Below are 17,966 nucleotides of genomic sequence, written 5' to 3' on the forward strand. Positions count from 1 at the left end.
ACCTGCGCGATTCGCGCGCAAGCCGTTCGGCCGCAACGTTATCTGAACAGGGCATGCAACTGTTCGTTGGCGTCGTCCGCGTCGAACCACTCCGGGTCGACGCGCTCACCCGGCCGCAAGCCCAGCCACTGCCGCACCTCGTCGTGGCGTTCGTGGCTCGGGTCGTCAGCTGCCGCCAGTATGTCCGACCAGCCCCACGTGCCGCCGGAGTCCTCGGCCGGCGCCAGGCCGTGACCATCGACGCAGGCCGCGCGCGGAGCATTCGCATCGAAGTCGGCGACGGACTCGACGACGATGTCGTGCATCCACCCGTCGCCGTAGTCGTACAGGTAGGTCAGGGTGGCGCCCACCTTCGGCAGCACCGTCCCGATAGTCACCGTGCCCTCGTCGACGACGTCGCTGAATCCGTTCGCGAGCTCGTCGTCGATTTGATCGTCGGGCACGTACACGCGACCACGGGTGAACGGCTCGCCCTTCGTGAACTGGTGCAGGTGGTAGTCCTCCCAGGCGAAGCAGCTCTGGATGACGAAGTGCAGATGCAGCAGGCTCAGCGAATCGTCGACCGCCACCCGTCACCACACCGGGGTCTCGCTGTCGCGCAACGTGATTCGCAGAGTGCACCGCGCGGGCGGGTGGATGGCGACGGGCGGCACGTCGCCGAGGAGGATGCGCACGGCGGCCCGCACGGCAGGACGGAGCGGTGTCGGTACGCGGTAGCCATCCGCATCCTCGAGGATGCCGTCGGCGACGAGGTCGTCGAGGCGGTCGACGAGCATACTGCCGAGAAAGCTCGGTCCGACCGGCATGCCGGGGAACAGCACGGGTAGTGCGTTCAGGCGTTCCTCGGGGTCGGACGGCAGCGGGTGCTCACCGAGACCGGCGGACAGGACGACGGCGGTCGCCTCGTCGAGGGCGGAATGGAAAGCCTCCAACCGTCCCTCACCGCGCCTGCCGAGGGCCACGATGAGGAAATGCGTCACCGCATCCCGGCACAGGGCGAGGTACTGGTCCGGATTCCGGTCCGGATCCCGCCACACCGGCGCGGCCGGACCGGGCTTGACGACGGTCTTGCCGATCGAGATCAAGTCCACCACGGCTGCAACGACCCAGGTCTGTTCCAGCACGGGAAGATCCCACATCGACTGGACTTTGCGTGGTGCCAGATCCTCGCGCTTGCCGCCGACGGCGTCGAAGGCCTCCATGACCAGGGCACGCTTCAGGGCTCCGGTCGCGGTCACGGGCCGGCGCTCACCGATCCAGCCGAGCAGGGCGTCCAACCGCGCGACGACCGGCACGGCCGTCAAGGCGGCACGCTCGACCTCGGGCTCGACCGGTGGTTCGTCGACCGGCGGAAGGGGCGCGAGCTTCGATTCGACGTAGGACACGAGCGTGGACAGGCCGTACCCGAAGTCCTCGGCGGTGCCGGTCCACCGGTTCGTCGCTTCGAGAAACCGCAGGAAGACGATGACATCCCCGGCGATGTGCGCCCGCGTCTCGTCGTCGTCCTCGACCAGGTCGCTGGTCAACACTCGCTCGAGCAGGTGGTCCACGTCGTGGCTGCGCCAGTGTGTCGCCGAGAATCCCTTGCTTGCCCGCGCCAGTGTGTCGATCGCGTTCGCAATGCTTACCACGATCTGCTCCACCCGATTCGGTGGGCAGACGGCGTTTTCTACCAGCCACCCGGCGAACTCCGGAACCAGTGCGCGATACTGCTCCTTCGGCGTGCCCGCCGGGCGGCGACGCTCGGCCAACGAGACGACGTTGTCGGGCAGCTGACGAGAGGAGCCGCGACTCGACCCTGAGCGCTTGCGGGACATGGGCCTCCGACCTCGGTGGTCACGGAACAGTTCTGGCAGATGCTACCGGCTCGCCGCCGACGGTTGCTTACGCGGCGAGCGGGTGATCGGGCGCGTCGACGCGACGGCACGGGCACCGCACGGCGCGGCCGTGCGGGTCGTCGGGCAGCCAGCCGTACTCGTCGCACCGGCCGCACCTGGGCGGCAGGGGAGCCCGCGGCAGGGGCAGCGATTGCCACAGCGGGATCCATGCGTGCGCGAAGCGCGTCGGATTGTTCGGTCGATGCGCCGCTCGCGCCGCCGCGACCAGGGGCGGGATTCCGTGGGAGTCGATCAGCGCGGCGATCTGGGAGCGCGCGACGGCGGGCAGGTAGTCGAACGTCGCGGTCAGGTCGGCGGTGCGGCATGCGGTCGCCAGCTCGCCGATCGGCTTCTTCTCCGAGATGCTGCTCACCCGTTGCTGGTGCGCGGTCGGTGGCGTCGGCTGGGTGGCCGGTGAGGGGTTTGTTTCAGTTATTTGGTCTTCAGTTCTTTGTTCAGCGCCGGGTTCTCCGGTGTCCGGCTCGCCGGGGTTCGGATTTCCAGGCCCCGGCTGGGGCCGGACCGGTACTTCGTAGACGGTCTGGACGGTGATCCACTGGCCGTGCTCGTTCTGACGACGCTCGGTGACGAGGTGACCGTGCGCAGCCAGCTCCCGCATCGCGGACCGGATGGCGTCGCGGCCCTCGGTCGGTGATTCCGCGGCTATCGCGTCGGAGCGGATGCGCCAGTCGGCGGGCTTGGAGAGCAGCCAGATCAAGACCGCGCGGGCGCGGAAGGAGAGGTTGTTGTTGCCGATCGTTTCGTTGCGGACGACGGTGTAGTTGCTCGTCGGGCGCGGCGCGCGGCGCACGCCTCCGACGAGGGTATTCTGACCCACGTTCGACTCCTTGACAGTCGGACATCCGGCCCGTCGGGAGTTGCCGCTCCTGGCGGGCCTTCTTCAGTTGTGACCCTCGCGGGTGCGGGGGATGACACATGGTGGCACCGCGCCGCGGGGGCGTCAATCGATTCGACTCACTGGTGTGGAATACGTTGGGGGCGAACGGCAGTCGTAGGCTCGGCGTGTCGCGCTCACCGATACCCGGTCGCATCCGCGGGCAGACCTCGATCTTGAACCTCCACCATGTACCGCCAGCAGTCGGGCTGCGACCCGTCGACGTCGGTGAAGCCGTACTCGCGCGCCAGCCCACCCGATGAAAACGACCCTCCGTTGCGGCGGTGCACGTCCGGATCTGCGGCCAGCGCCGCGACGGCCCGCCCGACGAACCGCGGCGACTCCGAGATCGCGACGAAATGTGGCACGGCGGCGTCGCGCCAGTTCTCCTCCGTGACCCCGAAGTGCTCGAGCATCATCTCCGACCGCATCCACCCGGGCGTCAGCGCGACGGCCGTGCACCCGTGCGGCGCGAGCTCCTTTGCCTGCGAGAACGCGAGGCGAAGCATCGCGGACTTGACCAGGTCGTAGAACACCGAGAGCCGGAAGTTCTCGGCATTGTATTCGGCTGTGCCGTCCGTCATTTCGACGACGAGCCCGCCTGGGTTCCGGATCAGCAGCGGCAGCGCGAAGTGGCTGGTGATCAGATGCGTGTCGACCGAGAGATGCACCATCCGTAAGCCGCCGGCGAGGTCGTGTTCCCACAGCGGGGTTTCCCACTCGATGAGCTTCTCGCCACCCCAGATGTCGTTCACGAGGATGTCGAGGCGGCCGTGCTCGTCGTCGATGCGCTGCACGAGCCGACGCACCTGCTCGGGATCGAGGTGGTCGACGGCGACGGGTATGCCGACCCCACCCGCGGCCGTCACCAGCTCGGCGGTCTCCTCGATGGTTTCCGGCCGGTCGTACTCCGAGCGGCGCTCGCGGGTGGTGCGGCCGGTGCAGTAGACCGTCGCGCCGGCCTCGCCGAGAGCGATTGCGGTTCCGCGGCCAGCGCCGCGGGTGCCGCCGGCGACCACGGCGATTTTGCCTGTGAGTGGCTGTGCCATGGCTGGAACGGTACTGCCCGCAGCAGTCGGAAGGCAGCCGCACTCGGCGTGGCGCCGCCGGCGGTGTCGGACATATCAGTCACTATGTTCCGGTGCGCCGGTGGGACCGGCCGGAGAACAGTCGGAGGTAGAGCAGGTGCAGGTGATCGACACGCTGTCGCACGCGTCGGGTTCGCGGACGCTGCCGAAGGGCCACCGCTGGGTGGTCGTCGACGTCGAGACCTCCGGCCTGCGCGCCTACGCGCATCGGGTGCTCAGCGTGGCCGCGCTGGTGTTGCGGGAGGACGGCAGCGTCGAGCGGGAGTACTCGACGCTCGTCGACCCGGGTTGCGACCCCGGCCCGGTCCACGTGCACCGGTTGACGCGCGAACGGCTCGCCGGAGCTCCCCGCTTCGAGCAGATCGCCGGCGAACTCGCCGAGGTGCTGGACGGCGGGACCATCGTCGCCCACAACGCGGCCTTCGACTACGGATTCCTCGACGCCGAGTTCCGGCGCGCCGGAACCGAGATCCCGGCCAGACAGCGGTTGTGCACTCTCGCCCTGTCGAGGCGGCTCGAACTCGACGTGCCCGATCACAAACTCTCCACCCTGGCCGCCCACTGGCAGGTCCAGCAGTTGCTCGAGCACGACGCCTACGACGACGCCCGCGTCCTCAGCGAGGTCTTCGTACGCAGCGCCCTGCTCGCCGAGAGCCTGCAGCTCCCGCTGCCGGTGGTCGACTGCCTCAGCCGCAGGCCCGCCTACCCGGACTCCGTGCCGCGCGTGCCGTGCGAGTGGAAGAACCCGGGACGCCTGTCGCTGGACGTCGGCCTGGTGCAGGGGATGAAGGTGGTCGTCACGGGGCAGACGGTGACGCCGCGGGTCCCGCTCGCCGGCCGGATGGCCGACGCCGGCCTCGACGTGATGAACTCCGTCAGTCGCCAGACGAGCGTGGTCGTGTGTAACGACCCCGGCGTGCAGACGGGCAAGATCCGCAAGGCGATGGCCGAGGGCATTCCCGTCGTCACCGAGCAGCAACTCGAAGAGATGCTCACCCGGGTGATTCCAGGCGAACCGAAGATGCGTCCGGTGGTCGAGCTGGCCGCGCCCGCTGCTGAGCCCGTGATCGAACCTCCTCCGCAGGCGGCGCCTGCGGAGCCCCTCGCCGATGTACCGAGCCTGCCCGAGCGGATGCTCACGGGACAGAAGCCGAAGCTGTGGCAGGGCCGGCGGGTGCTGCTCCTCGGCGGCACCCACCTCGACGCCGTGCTCATGCGCTCGCGTCTCGTCCAGCTCGGTGCACGCCCGTCGCTCAACCTCACCGCGGCGGTCACGGACGTGCTGATGCTGGAAGGCGGCGATAGCGACCGGCGCATGCCGCGCATCACCGCGCGCGAGCTCCCCGTCCTGACCAAGACGGACATCAGCGCCGCGGTGGAGAAGGGCGTCGTGCCGCCGCACATGCGCATCGAGTCCCGCATCTCCGCGCCGGCGCTCGCCCGAGGCGAGGTCATCGACCTGCCGGCGCGGAAGACGTCGTGGACGGTCAACGTCGCGTGGCGCGCCGAGACGGACGACTTCGACGTCGACGTCGTCGCCTTCCTGCTCGCGGAAGACGAGAAGGTCGACAGCGACGACGACTTCGTCTTCTACAACAACCCCTCCGCCGAGGACGGCGCGGTCGAGCTGTCGATCGACGGCAGCAGCGAACAGAGCGTGCGGTTCGACCTGGCCGCGCTGCCCGACGAATGCGCGCGCGTCGCGATCGCCGCGGCCATCGACGGCGAGCGCACCTTCGGCGACCTCGGGGCGGTGTCGGTGAGCGTGGACGGTGAGGACGGCACGGCGGCGACGTTCGTGCTCGACGCCGGCACCACCGAGCGGACCATGGTCCTCACCGAGATCTATCGGCGGGCGGGGAAGTGGCGGCTGCGCGCGGTGGGGCAGGGGTACGACGACGGCTTGAGTGGTCTGGTTGCGAGGTACGGCGTGGACGCCGAGTAGGTCGTCCGGACTTAGTCGATGCGGCCCACCGCTGGAATACACCGGACCCGAGTGCGCACCGCGAATTCCGGCCTCGCGGGCATCGTGGCGCACACTACGGGCCGCAGTGAATTCCTGTGTGGTCACTTGCTGCCCGCACTCCAGCGCAAGCCCATCCGTAGGCCTTCATAGGGGAATCGGTGACCTCGGATGTCCTCGACCTCGCGCCTGACGGGAAGTTCGCCACCGTTGTTCTGCAGCAATGCGATTGCATATATCGGGGCACGGCTGTCGCCGGAGTCGAGGCGGACTTCGACGGGAGTGTCGGAGATGCGGTAGCGAGGTAGTTGAACATCTACCTCATGAAGCTGAAAGATCGCTGTCGTCGATATGTGATCTTGGTGAGGTCTGAACGCTCACGGGGAGCGGGTCGGGCTCCCGCCGGTCATAGCCATTCGGCGACGCCGCCGTGTCCGGAGCATGTGCCGCGTCGGTGTTGGCTGAAGGAGTAGGTGCCGTCATTGCAGCGTGCGGTGGCCCCGCTGGGAGGGCTCGGTGCTTCTACCGGGCCGGGGATGCATTCGCCGTCGACGTTGATGTAGCTGTTCGGTCCGCAGCTGCCGTCATAGCCGCCGTCGGGCGCGGGTGCCGGGAGCGGTACTGGCTCGGCTGGGATTGGTGCCGGATCGGCCGGGGGCGGTGGGGGCGGAGGTTCAACGGGAGGGGTGGGGGCGGAGGTTCAACGGGAGGGGGTGGCGGCGGTATTACTGGTGCGTTCTGCTCGACGGTCGGCTGCGGTTGGGGCGCTGGGGGTTCCGATACCGCCGGCGTGGTGGGGGCGACGCCGCCACAGCCGATCAACAGTTGCTCGATCGCCTGGTGTTCGGGTGGCGACATCCACAGGTGGTAGGCGGCTTTCACCTCGATCTGCCGGGCAACGTAGGTGCAGCGGTACTGGCCGTTCGGCGGCAGCCAGCCCGCGGAGTCCCGGTCGGCTTTCTGCACGCTGATGCTGCTGGCGGTGGCCTGAAGGTTGCGAGGGTCGTTGGCGAGGTTTTGTAAGGTTGCGGCGTCGAGTGCCTGCGCACCTTTCTGCCAGGCATCGGGCAGCGGGACGACGTGGTCGATGACAACGTCGTCGAGCGTGTCGCCAATGGCGGCGACCGAGGTGCCGGTGTAGGGGTCGTTGAGCGTGCCGCTGAGGACCGCGCAGCCGCGGGATCCAGGTTGCATCGTGACTGCGGACAGGTCGCGGCGCAGGATGTCGTTTCGGGTGTCGCAGCCGTTGTGGCCGCCGTCGACGGTGACATCGTCGGACCAGGGCTCGCCGAAGCGCGACGGATCGTATTCCGTCTCGGGCAACTCGGTCCGAGTAGGAATGCTGGCAAGGGTGGTCAGGGACTGGGTAGCTGCCTGGCTGTCGACTTCGGGAAAGAGTGCGGGCGCAGCGAGCGGCGTCTCAGACGTGGTGGGCGCCGGTGACGGCGATATAGGCGGCGAGGTAGAGGTGGCCGGGGCGCGTGTTTGGTCCGCTGATGTTTCGGGGTCGGGTCCGGTGGCAGGAGTGGTGACAATCGCCAGGACAAAGGCTGGAATGAGGGACCATGCTGCCCACTTATAGCGTGCTGGACGGGTGCGGTCCTCGCGGATATAGAGGATGCCGGTGACGGCGGCGAGAAGACCAAACAATATTAAGGCCCATAGCCGTTCCGAAAGACCGCCGAGTATGAACAGCAAGCCGAGCGTGATCGTGCCGACTGCGACGAGCCCGCCCAGGCGGGTGCGCGGGCTCCGACCTTGCAGAGGTGGGGAGGATGCTTGTGTGGACCGGGTTGCGCCCGTTTTGCCGACGCCTGCGTAGGGGGCGTGGGCGGAGGTCCACCGTTGTCCGTCCCAGTAGCGTTGTCGCTCGGTGGGGCGTTCGGGGTCCGGATACCAGCCGGCGGGTGGGGAGTTCGACATGGCTACGTCCACCTCGATCGGATGGTGTGGTGGGTGCTTACCGCAGTCGTGGTGAGTGCATGTTGTGTGCCGAACATGGTTTGCCGTCTTCTTGAAGAGTTCGGGCGGTAGGTGGGGAGGTCGGTGCCTCCTCGGAGGAGCGGCGGGAGCTGAGATGGCGCCGGCTTCTCATCTTGATTTCGGTGCTGACCTAGTGCGCCGTTACATCGATGAGGTGTGAATTCGCTGCGGCGTGATCAGGTGCGCTTACACGATGTGTCCCAGCCACTGCAGCATCCTTCGTCGGTGTGTGCGGCCGAGGCCAGAGCGGGATCGCTGACCTACTGAGCACCTGCTCCTCGGCGGCAATCGTCCGTCTCCTCACGCGTACAGGGCGGCACATGTAGGACCCGTGCTACCGGCGAGATGGGGAATCTGGAACAGCGCGAGTATCTGTAACTCGGCATGGCTCCGAGAACGTCAATTCGGAAGGTGTAACAATCACTCACCACCAGCGATTGAAGTTTGAAGTTTTGGAATGCTGCCAGGGGGAAGCTCGTATCGGGCTCGCCCTGCCCGACCCCGAAAGAAGCGCGTGTCCTCCTCGACCGACCCCTTCGATTTCAGCGAGTACTCGAGCTCGCGGGACGACGCAGACGATCCGTGGTCGGGTGGATCCCAGTCGCCATGGCCACCTCCCGAGCCGTTCGGAAGCGTGGCCGCCGCCTCGTTCGCGGGGCCCGGCGGGTCGACGCCCGGGTTCGGCGGGGCGCCTGCCGACGCGTTCGCTGTCGAGCAGCGGCCGGTCGTGACGGCCATTTCGCAAGGTAGGCCGCCGCGCGCATGGCTGATCGGCGGCGGCGTGGTAGCGCTGCTGGGGCTCACCGCCGTCGCACTCACCCTGTCGGGTGGCTCCACAGTGTTCGCCTTCATCGGGTGGCTGCTGGCCGGTCCTGCCGCGTTCTACCTGCTTGCCCAGCACACGGTCGCTGACATGCAGCAGCGGGCGCGGCCGGTCTACGCGGGCTCGAAGGCTGTGCAGGGAACGTATTGGACCGTCGTTGTGCTCGGATTCGTGGGCATCGCGCTCGGGGCATGGCAGATCGCGGAATGGGCAGGTCGACTGTGAAGAAGGTGGCTGCGCTCGCGGCCGTGCTGCTCGGCTCTCTGGTGGTGGCGGCACCGGCCGCGTCGGCTGCGCCGCAGCAGTCGGCGGTGGGGGACTTCGGCGGGTGTCTCGCCTCCCAGCGCGAGGGCGATCTGCTGTTGATGATCGACGAATCCGGCAGTCTGCAGGTCTCGGACCCTGAGGCGGCGCGGGTCTCCGCGGCCAACTACCTGCTCGAACAGCTCAGCTCCTTCGGCGGCTCCGCCGGGGTCGCGCTCGACGTTTCGGTCGCCGGCTTCTCCGATGACTTCACCGTGCACGCGCCGTGGACCCGCCTCGACGGTGGGTCCCTGCCTGCCTTGCAGGACGAGGTCGACAGGTTCCGATCCCGGACGGACGGTGTCGACACCGACTACTGGGCCGCTCTCGACGGTGCCCGCGGCGCTCTCGCCGACCGCTCGTCCACAGCCTCGAACAGATGCCAGGCCGTCGCCTGGTTCTCCGACGGCAAGCTCGACTTCACGACGCGGGACGCGGAGAAGCCGTACGCCCCAGGAGTATCGCTCGGCACCGACGCAGGCGTTCAGCAGATCATTGCGGCCGCCCGCGAGTCGATCTGCCGGCCCGCAGGTATCGCGGACCAGTTGAGGTCGTCGGGAATCGTCACCTTCGCGGTGGGGCTCGCGGCCGGTACGGCGCAGGCCGGGGACTTCGATCTGATGCGGTCCATCGCCACCGGAGAACCCGCCGCCGGGCAGGCGTGCGGGAACCGGACCTCGCCCCGACCCGGCGACTTCTACCTCGCCCAGAACATCGACGACCTGCTCTTCGCGTTCGATGCGTTCAGCAGTCCGGGCCAAGCGCCGCTCGAGAACGAGACGGGCGTATGTGTGGGTCAGGTGTGCGAGGAAGCGCAGCACCGCTTCGTCCTCGACAACTCCATCGGTTCGGTGACAGTCCTGGGCTTCGCGGACGCGGACGGGCTCGTACCCACACTGGTGTCGCCCGACGGGGCCGAACTTGCGATGCCGCGCGACAACGCCCCGCGCAGCCTGAACGTCGACGGAGTCGGCGTCGACTACCGCTGGTTGTCGGCGCGGTCGGTGTCGTTCACGATGCGCCAGCCGGCGTCGGCGAACCCCGGGCAATGGCAGGGCATGTGGGCTCTCGTGTTCGTCGACCCCGATGGCTCCGATCCCGCGGCGCGCTCCAAGTCCAACATCCATATCTCGGGCAACCTGTTCCCGGCGTGGCTCGGACAGGATGTGACCGCCATCCACAGCGGCGAGAAGACATCTGCGATACAGCTCGGCATCGTCGACTCCGACCGTCGGGAGATCGACCCCTCCGACCTGCTCGGAAGCGCGTACCTGTCGGTGTCGCTCGTCGACTCGGCTCGGGTTGCGCACGAGCTGGCGTCGAGGATCCCGAAGAACGGGATCGACGAGCCGATCGAGCTGGATCTCACGTCGGTGCCACCGGGTGAGGCGACGCTGCGCCTCGCTCTCGAGGTGACCACCGCCGATGCCCGGACTGCCTCGGGGACGGTCATCGCGCCCGGTACTCAACTGGCGCCCCAATACGTCGACGTGCCGCTGACGGTGGCGCCCCCGGTCGGCTATCCGACGCTGCCGAACCGGATCGACTTCGGCACTGTCGAGGGAGCCGGTCGGTTCCCGGCGGAGATCCCGGTCGGCGGCCCCGGCTGCGTGTGGCTCGATTCGGCGGAACCGATCCGCATCGATGCCGTGCCGGACGGCGTCGGTGACGTGGCCTTGGTGAACCCCGCGGCGACTTCCGCGGAGCGGTGCCTGGCCGTCGACGAGGGCGTGCAGGGCGCGCTGACGGTCGAACTCGACGTGCCCGAGGCCGGTAACGGCTCCCTCAACGGTTCCGTGCGGATGATGATGGCCCCCACCGGGGAGCTCGACCGCGCGATGCCGGTCGATGTGCCGTTCACCGCCGAGCTGCAGAAACCGCTCGACAGTGGCCGGTTCCTGCTGGTCTTCCTCCTCACGCTGTTCCTGGGCATCGCGATCCCGCTGGCTCTGCTGTATGCGCTCAAGTGGCGAGCCTCGCGCATTCCTGCCGAAACCCTGAAGGCTCAGCGCTTCTCCGTGACGATCGCCGACGGCGCCGTTCTGCGGGACGGAGCACCCTTCACGCTGCGCGACGGTGACCTCAAGGAAGTCGTTCGTGGACTGGAGCCGAACAAGCCTGCACGGCACCTGACCACGGACGGAGTAGAGCTCGAGGCGAAGACAGGGCTGTCGCCGGTCGGCGCGGGCTACGTCCGTGTCAATGCCGGTGGCCTGCTCGGCTCCTCCGGTGCGAAGCCCGACCACGACCCGCGCACAGGTGAGGCCAGGCTGCCGCTGGCGGTGCACAACAACTGGGTGATCCTCCACGATCCGGCCGGACCCGCCGACCACGCCTCGGTGCTCCTGCTCGTCGGTGCAGGTTCGAACCCGGTCCGGTTGATCGAGGATCTGAACCGGCGCGCATCGGGCGTCTTCGCGAGACTGCGTGAGCGTGTCGGATCCGACGACACGGCGACGCCGGGCACCGGTGCGCCTGACGGGCGACCCGCACCGCAGTCTTCCTTCGATCCCTTCGGCGCACCCACCGCTCCGCCCGCACCGACATTCGGTGCGCCACCGGCGTTCGGCGGCAGTTCCGGATTCGGTGCCGCGCCGCACAGCGGTTCGAGCTCGTCCGCCGCGCCGGCCGCTCAGCCTTTCGACCCGTTCCGTCCGCCCGGCGCTTGACGGTCGGAATCCAGCTTTGCTCTCTCTCGATGTGGAAGGACCGGTATGAGGCGGTTTCTCGTAGTCGGATGCGGTGGTTCGGGTGCCGTCACGCTCGCGTACATGATGGACCAGCTCCGGTCCGATCTCGCCGCGGCGGGAGTGGACCGGATCCCGGGTGGGTGGCAGTTCGTGAGCATCGATGTGCCCACTGCGCCGGAGGCGGGGCCGGACGGGCTCGGCAATGTTCGCGACCAGGGCGGCTACTACTTCGGCAGCGGCCCCCAGGGCGACTCGTACGGGGTGCTCGACAACGCGCTGAGCAACCAGCTCGCCGCCCGCGGCAGCCTCGACGAGATCGCCACCTGGGCCCCGCGGGATCCCTCCGCTGTCACGGTGCCGATCGGGTCCGGCGCCGGCCAGTACCGCGCCCTCGGCCGCATGATCACGCTGAGCAAGGCCGGCGGAATTCGCGAGACCCTGCAGTACGCCTGGGACCAGCTGTTCACCGTGCAGACCGCCACCGAGATGGGCGCGCTGAACGTCCCCGGCGGGGGCAGCTTCGAGCAGGAGGAGTCCCCGATCGTCCTGGTCGTCTCGTCGATGGCCGGTGGCGCAGGTGCGTCGATGGCCTTGGATGTGTGCCGCCTGCTCACACTGATCCCCAAGCTCGATCCGCGGCTGATGGGTGTGTTCATGGTCGCCCCCGACATCTTCGACGGCCTCGGCCGCAGCGCCACCACCGGCGTGCGCGCCAACGCCCTTGCGATGCTCGGCGAGATCGTCGCCAGCCAACTCGGCTCCGCGCGCGAGCACGATGTCGAGATCTTGCGCGCGCTCGGCCAGCAGAACGGCGCCGGAGAGAAGGTGCCGTTCGCTCGGGTGTTCCCGGTGGGCCGCCGCGTCGGCGTCGAGGGCGCGCCGTTCGGCGACGGTTCCCAGAAGGCGATCTACCGCGGCCTCGCTCGTGGCCTGGCGGGCATGATGATGAGCGGGGCTGCGACGCGCCAGTTCGTGCAGTACGACCTCACCAACGGTGCGGGCCTGTCAGGTCAGCGCGACAACATCGGCTGGGGCGGACAGTGGGACAACCTGCCTTGGGGCACATACGGGTTCTCGAGCCTGAGCATGGGCCGCGACCGATACGCCGAATACTCGGCGCAGCGGCTCGCCCGTAGCACCGTGGACCGGCTGCTCGACGGGCACCGCAACCCCGGCAATGCCGCATCCGACGACGATCAGGTCAACTCCATCCTCGACAGCCAGTGGCAGACCCTGCTCACCACGATGGGTTTGCCTGTCGTTCAGGCGGATCCGCGGGGCGCGCAGGTCGGTATCAGTGCGTGGCTGACCGGTGTGGTGCTGCCCCAGGGCGACGGCCTGCGGATGGCCCGTCAGGTCACCGAGTCCGAACTGCGTGGCTACCTTCCGTCCGGCAGCGGTCTGAACGCGAGCCAGTGGGTCCCCGAGATCCAGCGGGTGCTCGGTGCCCGTCGTCAGGCGCTCACGGCGTCCGCCGAAGTGCACGCGCTTGTCCATGCGTACCAGTGGCACCGCACTCTCGCCGACAACATCGAGCGCACGGTGGCGAAGGCGATCGCCGACCTCGGCCTGCCGTACGCCACCGCGCTCGTGAACCGGCTGACCAGCCACATCAAGGACCAGGTGCGGGTCGGGGCGGAGGACCTCGCGAAACAGGCGCCGACCGACATCACGGCGCAGTCGGCCGACACCGCTCAGGCGCTGTCCGCACTCAAGGGAACCATCGAGAGCGACGCCGACATCGTCGACCGTGTGCTCGCGAGCTGCAGCCAGAACGTCTACCGCCAGCTGTACGCCTCGCTGTCCGGGAAGGTGGCCGAGGTCGCGGCCGCGCTCGTACCGGAGATTCTGCAGCCCCTACTCGAGGCGCTGAACGACGCGCAGACATCGATGCGGCGGGCACGCAGCAAGCCGGCGAGCGACGTCGGCCTGGCGCGCCTGTCCACCGACCAGTACGGTGCGTGGCCCGCGGACAAGGCCGATCGGGTACCCAAGCGGTTCGCGGAAGCGAACAACGAGGTGATGCTCACCCCGTCGGCCGACTTCATGGTGCAGTACCGCAGCGACCTGCCGCTCGCGGTCGCGTCCAGCGGTCTCGGGACGCCGCCGTTCGAGGAGTCTGTCAAGCGGGCCGTCGTGGGGGTCGTCACCGGTCTGTGGCAGACGATCGACGGCAGCAAGTCGCCGGGGGAGGAGCATCCCGTTCTCGAGCGCACGTCGGCGTGGCGGACCCGCGCGTTCCCGTACGATCCGGGAACTCGCGAGGCGCTCATTCCCTCGGCCGCACGGTATGACCTACACCTTCGACCTGCGGAACTGCTCGCACGCGCTCGGCAGTTCGTCGGCCGCACCGGGGAGTCCTTCGACCGCTTCTGTCGCGTGTCGTTGCGGGAGTACATCGAGGATCCGACCGTCCCCGAGTACGCGCTCGAGGAGCGGCGTGAGCGACTGCAGGCGAAGTTCGCCGAAGCGCTGTCGCTGGCGCGACCACTCGCCAGCGTCAATCAGCAGGCGCTCGAGGCGCTGCATCCGGGGCAGCAGGTCGAGTACCGGTACAAGTTCACCTCGGTGCCGTTCCTCAACCTGCCCGTCGCGGATTCCCTCGAGCAGGTACTGCAGAAGAACCCGATGATCGACCACGAGACTCGATCGGAGTTCGTGCGCCTGCTGACCGAAGAAGACCGGTTGACTCGCATCGACATCTTCGGTTCCTACCCGAACTACTCGCCGCTCGCCTACGACTCCGTGCTCACCCCCGCGGCCAAGCAGTGGGCGGATTCGACTCCGACGCAGCAGGAGTCGTTCTGGCAGTGGCGTCGCTCCCGGCCGTTGGCTGCCTCGCTGCCGATGCACTACAGCGAGCGGCGAGCGCTGACGGCCGGCTGGTTCCTCGGCCTCGTGGTCGGCCGCCTGCGCCTTCCTGCGGAACCGTACGACGAGCCGGTGCGGGTGTGGGATGCCGCCTCAGCAGTGTGGGTCGACTTTCCCCATCCCTTGCTGACCCCGCCGTCACGGTTCCTCGCCAACAACGACTGGCTGCCCGCAGTGCTCGAATCGGTCCTGTTGGCGATGGCGCGGTCGCACGAATCGCCGGTCATGCAGTCGATGCTTCCCTACCGGACGCTGCGCGCGATCTACGATGCTTCTCCGGAAAAGCCGGCCGGCGGCATCCTCGAGGTGTCCGCCAAGTCGATCCTCACGCAGTGGCTGCGGACCGGCGAGACCGGCACGGGATGGCAGTCCCAGGTCACCGATACCGGCCCGGACGTCTCGATCGATGCTCGCGCCGAGAACGCCGCGACGTGGCTCGGCCGGGTGCGGGAGTTCACCGGGCTGCACTACATGGCAGCTGGGGAGGACGCGGCACCCGGTGGGGGGACCTTCTCGGCGATCACCGATCGCGTCACTGCGTCCCATACTCCGATATTCCGGGACATCGCGCCGGACGTGTACTGGGCGACCGGTGAGCTGCTGAATCTGATCGAGGAGTGCAGGCACCGGGCCGAGCAGCCGGACCGGCCGGTGCACGAGCCGGCGGCGTCCACAACGTCGGCATCGCACGCGTTCGTAATTCCCGACGCGGGTCAGTTCTGACATGGCCGATTCGGTGAAGAGCGTCCTCACGGTCTTCCTTGCCTCCACCGGGCCGGCGCTCGGAGTACGTGACGTCCTCCGCGACCTCTCGACGGCGGGCTTGATCGCACCGTTCGTTTGGGTCGACGACGCCGGCGTCGCGCCGGGTGGTGCTCGCATCCCAGCCATCGAAACCGCCTGTGGTGCGGACACAATGGTGGTGCTGCAGGACGTGCTCGCGTCGCGTCGCGTCGATGTGGTGCGGCTGTGCGTGATCGTGCCGGGAGCACGCGGTACCGATCCCGTCCGGGTCGAGTCGGAAAGGACTCTCGCCGACCTCCTGTCGTCGAACTCGGGCGGAGCCCGCCTCGTTCGACTGCGGACGGTGTTGCGCCGTCCTGGCGACACCCCCTCCGACTCCGTCGCGGTCGCGCTCGCCGGTTGGCACAACCTGCTTGTCGCACCGGAGGATTCGCGGGGTCCGGGAATGGGCCACGAGTCCCTCACCGTAACCACCGATCCGGTCGACGTCGGCCGCCACGCAGCCCCGGTGATCGCCGGAATCGCGGGTCTGTGGACGGATGCGGAACATGCTCCGTTCGACGGGCAGCCGGTCCTGCCGGGAAGCACGCTGCGGGTGGTGCGGTCGTTCTACCGCCGACTCGACACCTCGCGCGCCGAGCACGAGTTGCGCATGCACCTGCTCGACTTCGGCGGGCAGCTGCCATTGCCCCGCGACGCCGGCACCGCCGTCGTGTACGCCGACGACGTCCCGGCCGCCACGCGAACGATGGCCCAGGCACTGTGGGTCAAGCACCGGCACCTGCTCCAGGGCGAGCGCGTGAGCGCACCCCCGGCCGACGCTCCGCGCCAGGTGAAATTCACCGATGCCCTGACGATATTCTTCTCGTTCCTCGTCGCAGTGCTGCGCAACGCCCCGGCGCAGTGGGCCGCCCGGGTCGGTCACCGCGCCTCGGCCGCGGTCGCTTCGGCGGCACAGTCCTCGCTGTTCGGATCGGCGCAGGGTGCCAGCCGTGTGGTGGTCCGCGGTGTCGACGCGGACGGCCGCAGGGTCGGATGGTCCGAGTACGAGGCGGCGTCACGGCAGATCGGCGCAGCTCTCGACGGAGCGACGAACACGCCACAGTCCGCGGCGCCCGACCTCTCCTCGCTGTGGCGGGACTATGGCCGCGCCGCCCTCACGCTCGCCGACGCCGCCGAACGCTCACCGGGCCTGCCGACCATCCAGGTCGGCGCCCACCGAGCCGTGTTGCGTTCGGCGTCGGACATCGTGCCCGGACCGGACGACGAGTTCACCGACATCCCCGGCGTCGTCTCGGCGACGCTGAACGTCCACGCCGCCGAAGCCCCGGACCTCCTCGGCATCAAGGACTTCCAGGCACGGCTTCGGGAGCTGGAACAGGATCCGACGATCGGGCTCGACGCGCGGAGAACGAGCGCCGCGCTGGCGGGCTGGGTGGGCCGCGTCCGCCGAAGCTTCGCAGTCACCTTCGGATCGATCCTCGCCGATCGGTTGTCGGCCGGCATCACCGAGGCAGGCATGTTGCTCGAGCGACTTCACGCCGCCGAAGCGCCTCGCGATCTGGCCGAGGCGAGCGCCGAACAGCAGGCGCGCATGTTCCGCCAGGTGCGCATCGCCACGCTCGGCTTCCTCGCCGCCGCGATCGTCGCGGGCGTTCTGGCCTGGCGGGAGGTGATCTCGTGGTGGACCGGCGGGCCCGTCATCGCAGTGTGCGTGCTCGCCTGGGCGGGCGTCGTGGCCTGGATCTGCCAACGCACGCAGCAGTACCTCGAGCAGCTCCTCGTCGAGCGCGAGGCGGCGTCGGCGGCGGCCGCGGCAGACCGGAGGAATCTCAGGTCCGCTCTCCGTGAGATCGAGAACTTCACTGCCGCGTATCGGCAGTTCCTGTCGTGGAACCGTGCACTCGGAGCGTTTCTGGCGAAGCCGCTCGGCGTCACCGACCACACCCATGCCGTCGGCCGCAGCATCGAATGGGGGATGCCCCGGCACAGCGCCGTCGGCATCGGTAGCCCTGAACCCGCGCAGGTCGAGCGAGTCGCCGACGCGCTGCGGCAGGACATGTTCGGCGTCGGGTGGCTCACCGAGGCATGGGACGCCGTCGTGGGTTCCGCAGGTTCCTCACTCGGTGCCGCAGGACTCGACATCGATCGCGACCCCACCCTGCTCGCCGCGAAGGCGGGGGCCGGGTCCGGCTCTCCACTCGACGAGTGGTCCATCCGATTCCACCGCGGCGAACGTCAGGCGAGCGGTGCGGCATTGATGTGGGAGCGGGCACTCGGCGAGCTGTCCGGGCCGCGTAGCGACTTGGCACGCGAGCTGCTCGCCACCATCGAACACCGCGCCGACGGGGCCGTGCGCCGCTACGGCATCGACGAGTTCCTGGCCGGCGTCGGACAACCTGCGGCCGAAGGGTTCTTCGACCCTGCCGTCTTCACCGATACCGCGGCGATGCGGGGCCTCACCATCGTCGCGGAGACGGTGTCGACACGTACCCCCGCCGGCTGTGGGCTTGTCGCGGTCACCACCCAGTACACGGAGGGAATCGCCGCGGAGGATCTGCGGACCATGCTGTCGGACGGTCACCCCGCAGCACCGGTCGGCATTCCGCAGGTGCCCGACCTCGAGCTGCGACCGGCCGAACCGACGCACGACCGCGCGGACCGTCCGGCCCCTGCGCCGTTCGCTGCGCCCGTCGCCGACGGCATCAACTTCTGAGAGCGAGTGGAAC

At 68.7% G+C, this 17,966-nt stretch carries 11 protein-coding genes; 5 read left to right on the forward strand and 6 right to left on the reverse strand.

Annotation, left to right across the window (positions count from 1 at the left end; translation table 11 throughout):
• Positions 1-38: 38 nt before the first annotated feature.
• From ISO16_RS28850 to ISO16_RS26935, 4 genes are all read right to left on the reverse strand, one after another.
• Positions 39-569 (reverse strand): plasmid pRiA4b ORF-3 family protein, encoded by a 531-nt coding sequence (locus ISO16_RS28850; protein ID WP_230304444.1) that lies wholly within the window; start codon positions 567-569, stop codon positions 39-41.
• Positions 570-572: 3 nt separating this feature from the next.
• Entirely contained in the window at positions 573-1,631 is a 1,059-nt protein-coding gene (locus tag ISO16_RS28855; protein WP_230304445.1) for a hypothetical protein, read from the reverse strand.
• Positions 1,632-1,884: 253 nt separating this feature from the next.
• Positions 1,885-2,688 carry a replication protein gene (locus ISO16_RS26930; protein WP_072634894.1) on the reverse strand — a complete coding sequence of 268 codons (804 nt, stop codon included), beginning with the start codon at positions 2,686-2,688 and terminating at the stop codon, positions 1,885-1,887.
• A 221-nt stretch (positions 2,689-2,909) separates the two neighbouring features.
• A complete protein-coding gene (locus tag ISO16_RS26935) occupies positions 2,910-3,821 on the reverse strand; it encodes an SDR family oxidoreductase (RefSeq protein WP_072634848.1) in 912 nt (303 codons plus the stop codon).
• A 136-nt stretch (positions 3,822-3,957) separates the two neighbouring features.
• Between ISO16_RS26935 and ISO16_RS26940 the strand changes: the two genes are divergently transcribed.
• Positions 3,958-5,805, forward strand: coding sequence for a TerD family protein (locus ISO16_RS26940; RefSeq protein ID WP_083662465.1), 1,848 nt, complete (start codon positions 3,958-3,960; stop codon positions 5,803-5,805).
• A 424-nt stretch (positions 5,806-6,229) separates the two neighbouring features.
• Here the strand turns inward: ISO16_RS26940 and ISO16_RS28860 are convergent, their stop codons facing one another.
• Together ISO16_RS28860 and ISO16_RS26950 are read right to left on the reverse strand one after the other, a co-directional pair.
• Positions 6,230-6,382 (reverse strand): DUF3761 domain-containing protein, encoded by a 153-nt coding sequence (locus ISO16_RS28860; RefSeq protein WP_326839327.1) that lies wholly within the window; start codon positions 6,380-6,382, stop codon positions 6,230-6,232.
• Positions 6,346-7,746 (reverse strand): GmrSD restriction endonuclease domain-containing protein, encoded by a 1,401-nt coding sequence (locus ISO16_RS26950; RefSeq protein ID WP_195886180.1) that lies wholly within the window; start codon positions 7,744-7,746, stop codon positions 6,346-6,348. Before ISO16_RS26950 ends, ISO16_RS28860 begins: the two co-directional genes overlap by 37 nt.
• Before the next feature lie 694 nt (positions 7,747-8,440).
• Here ISO16_RS26950 and ISO16_RS26955 point away from each other — a divergent pair.
• The 4 genes from ISO16_RS26955 to ISO16_RS26970 are packed head-to-tail and all read left to right on the forward strand — an operon-like array spanning position 8,441 to position 17,953.
• Entirely contained in the window at positions 8,441-8,854 is a 414-nt protein-coding gene (locus ISO16_RS26955; RefSeq protein WP_139310992.1) for a hypothetical protein, read from the forward strand.
• A 5-nt stretch (positions 8,855-8,859) separates the two neighbouring features.
• Entirely contained in the window at positions 8,860-11,601 is a 2,742-nt protein-coding gene (locus tag ISO16_RS26960) for a vWA domain-containing protein (RefSeq protein ID WP_230304446.1), read from the forward strand.
• Between the two features lie 45 nt (positions 11,602-11,646).
• Positions 11,647-15,216, forward strand: coding sequence for a tubulin-like doman-containing protein (locus tag ISO16_RS26965; protein ID WP_072634852.1), 3,570 nt, complete (start codon positions 11,647-11,649; stop codon positions 15,214-15,216).
• Between the two features lies 1 nt (position 15,217).
• Positions 15,218-17,953 (forward strand): hypothetical protein, encoded by a 2,736-nt coding sequence (locus ISO16_RS26970; protein ID WP_072634853.1) that lies wholly within the window; start codon positions 15,218-15,220, stop codon positions 17,951-17,953.
• Positions 17,954-17,966: the final 13 nt, after the last annotated feature.

The organism is Rhodococcus sp. M8 (assembly GCF_015654185.1).
In the GTDB taxonomy this organism is placed as follows: domain Bacteria; phylum Actinomycetota; class Actinomycetes; order Mycobacteriales; family Mycobacteriaceae; genus Rhodococcus; species Rhodococcus aetherivorans.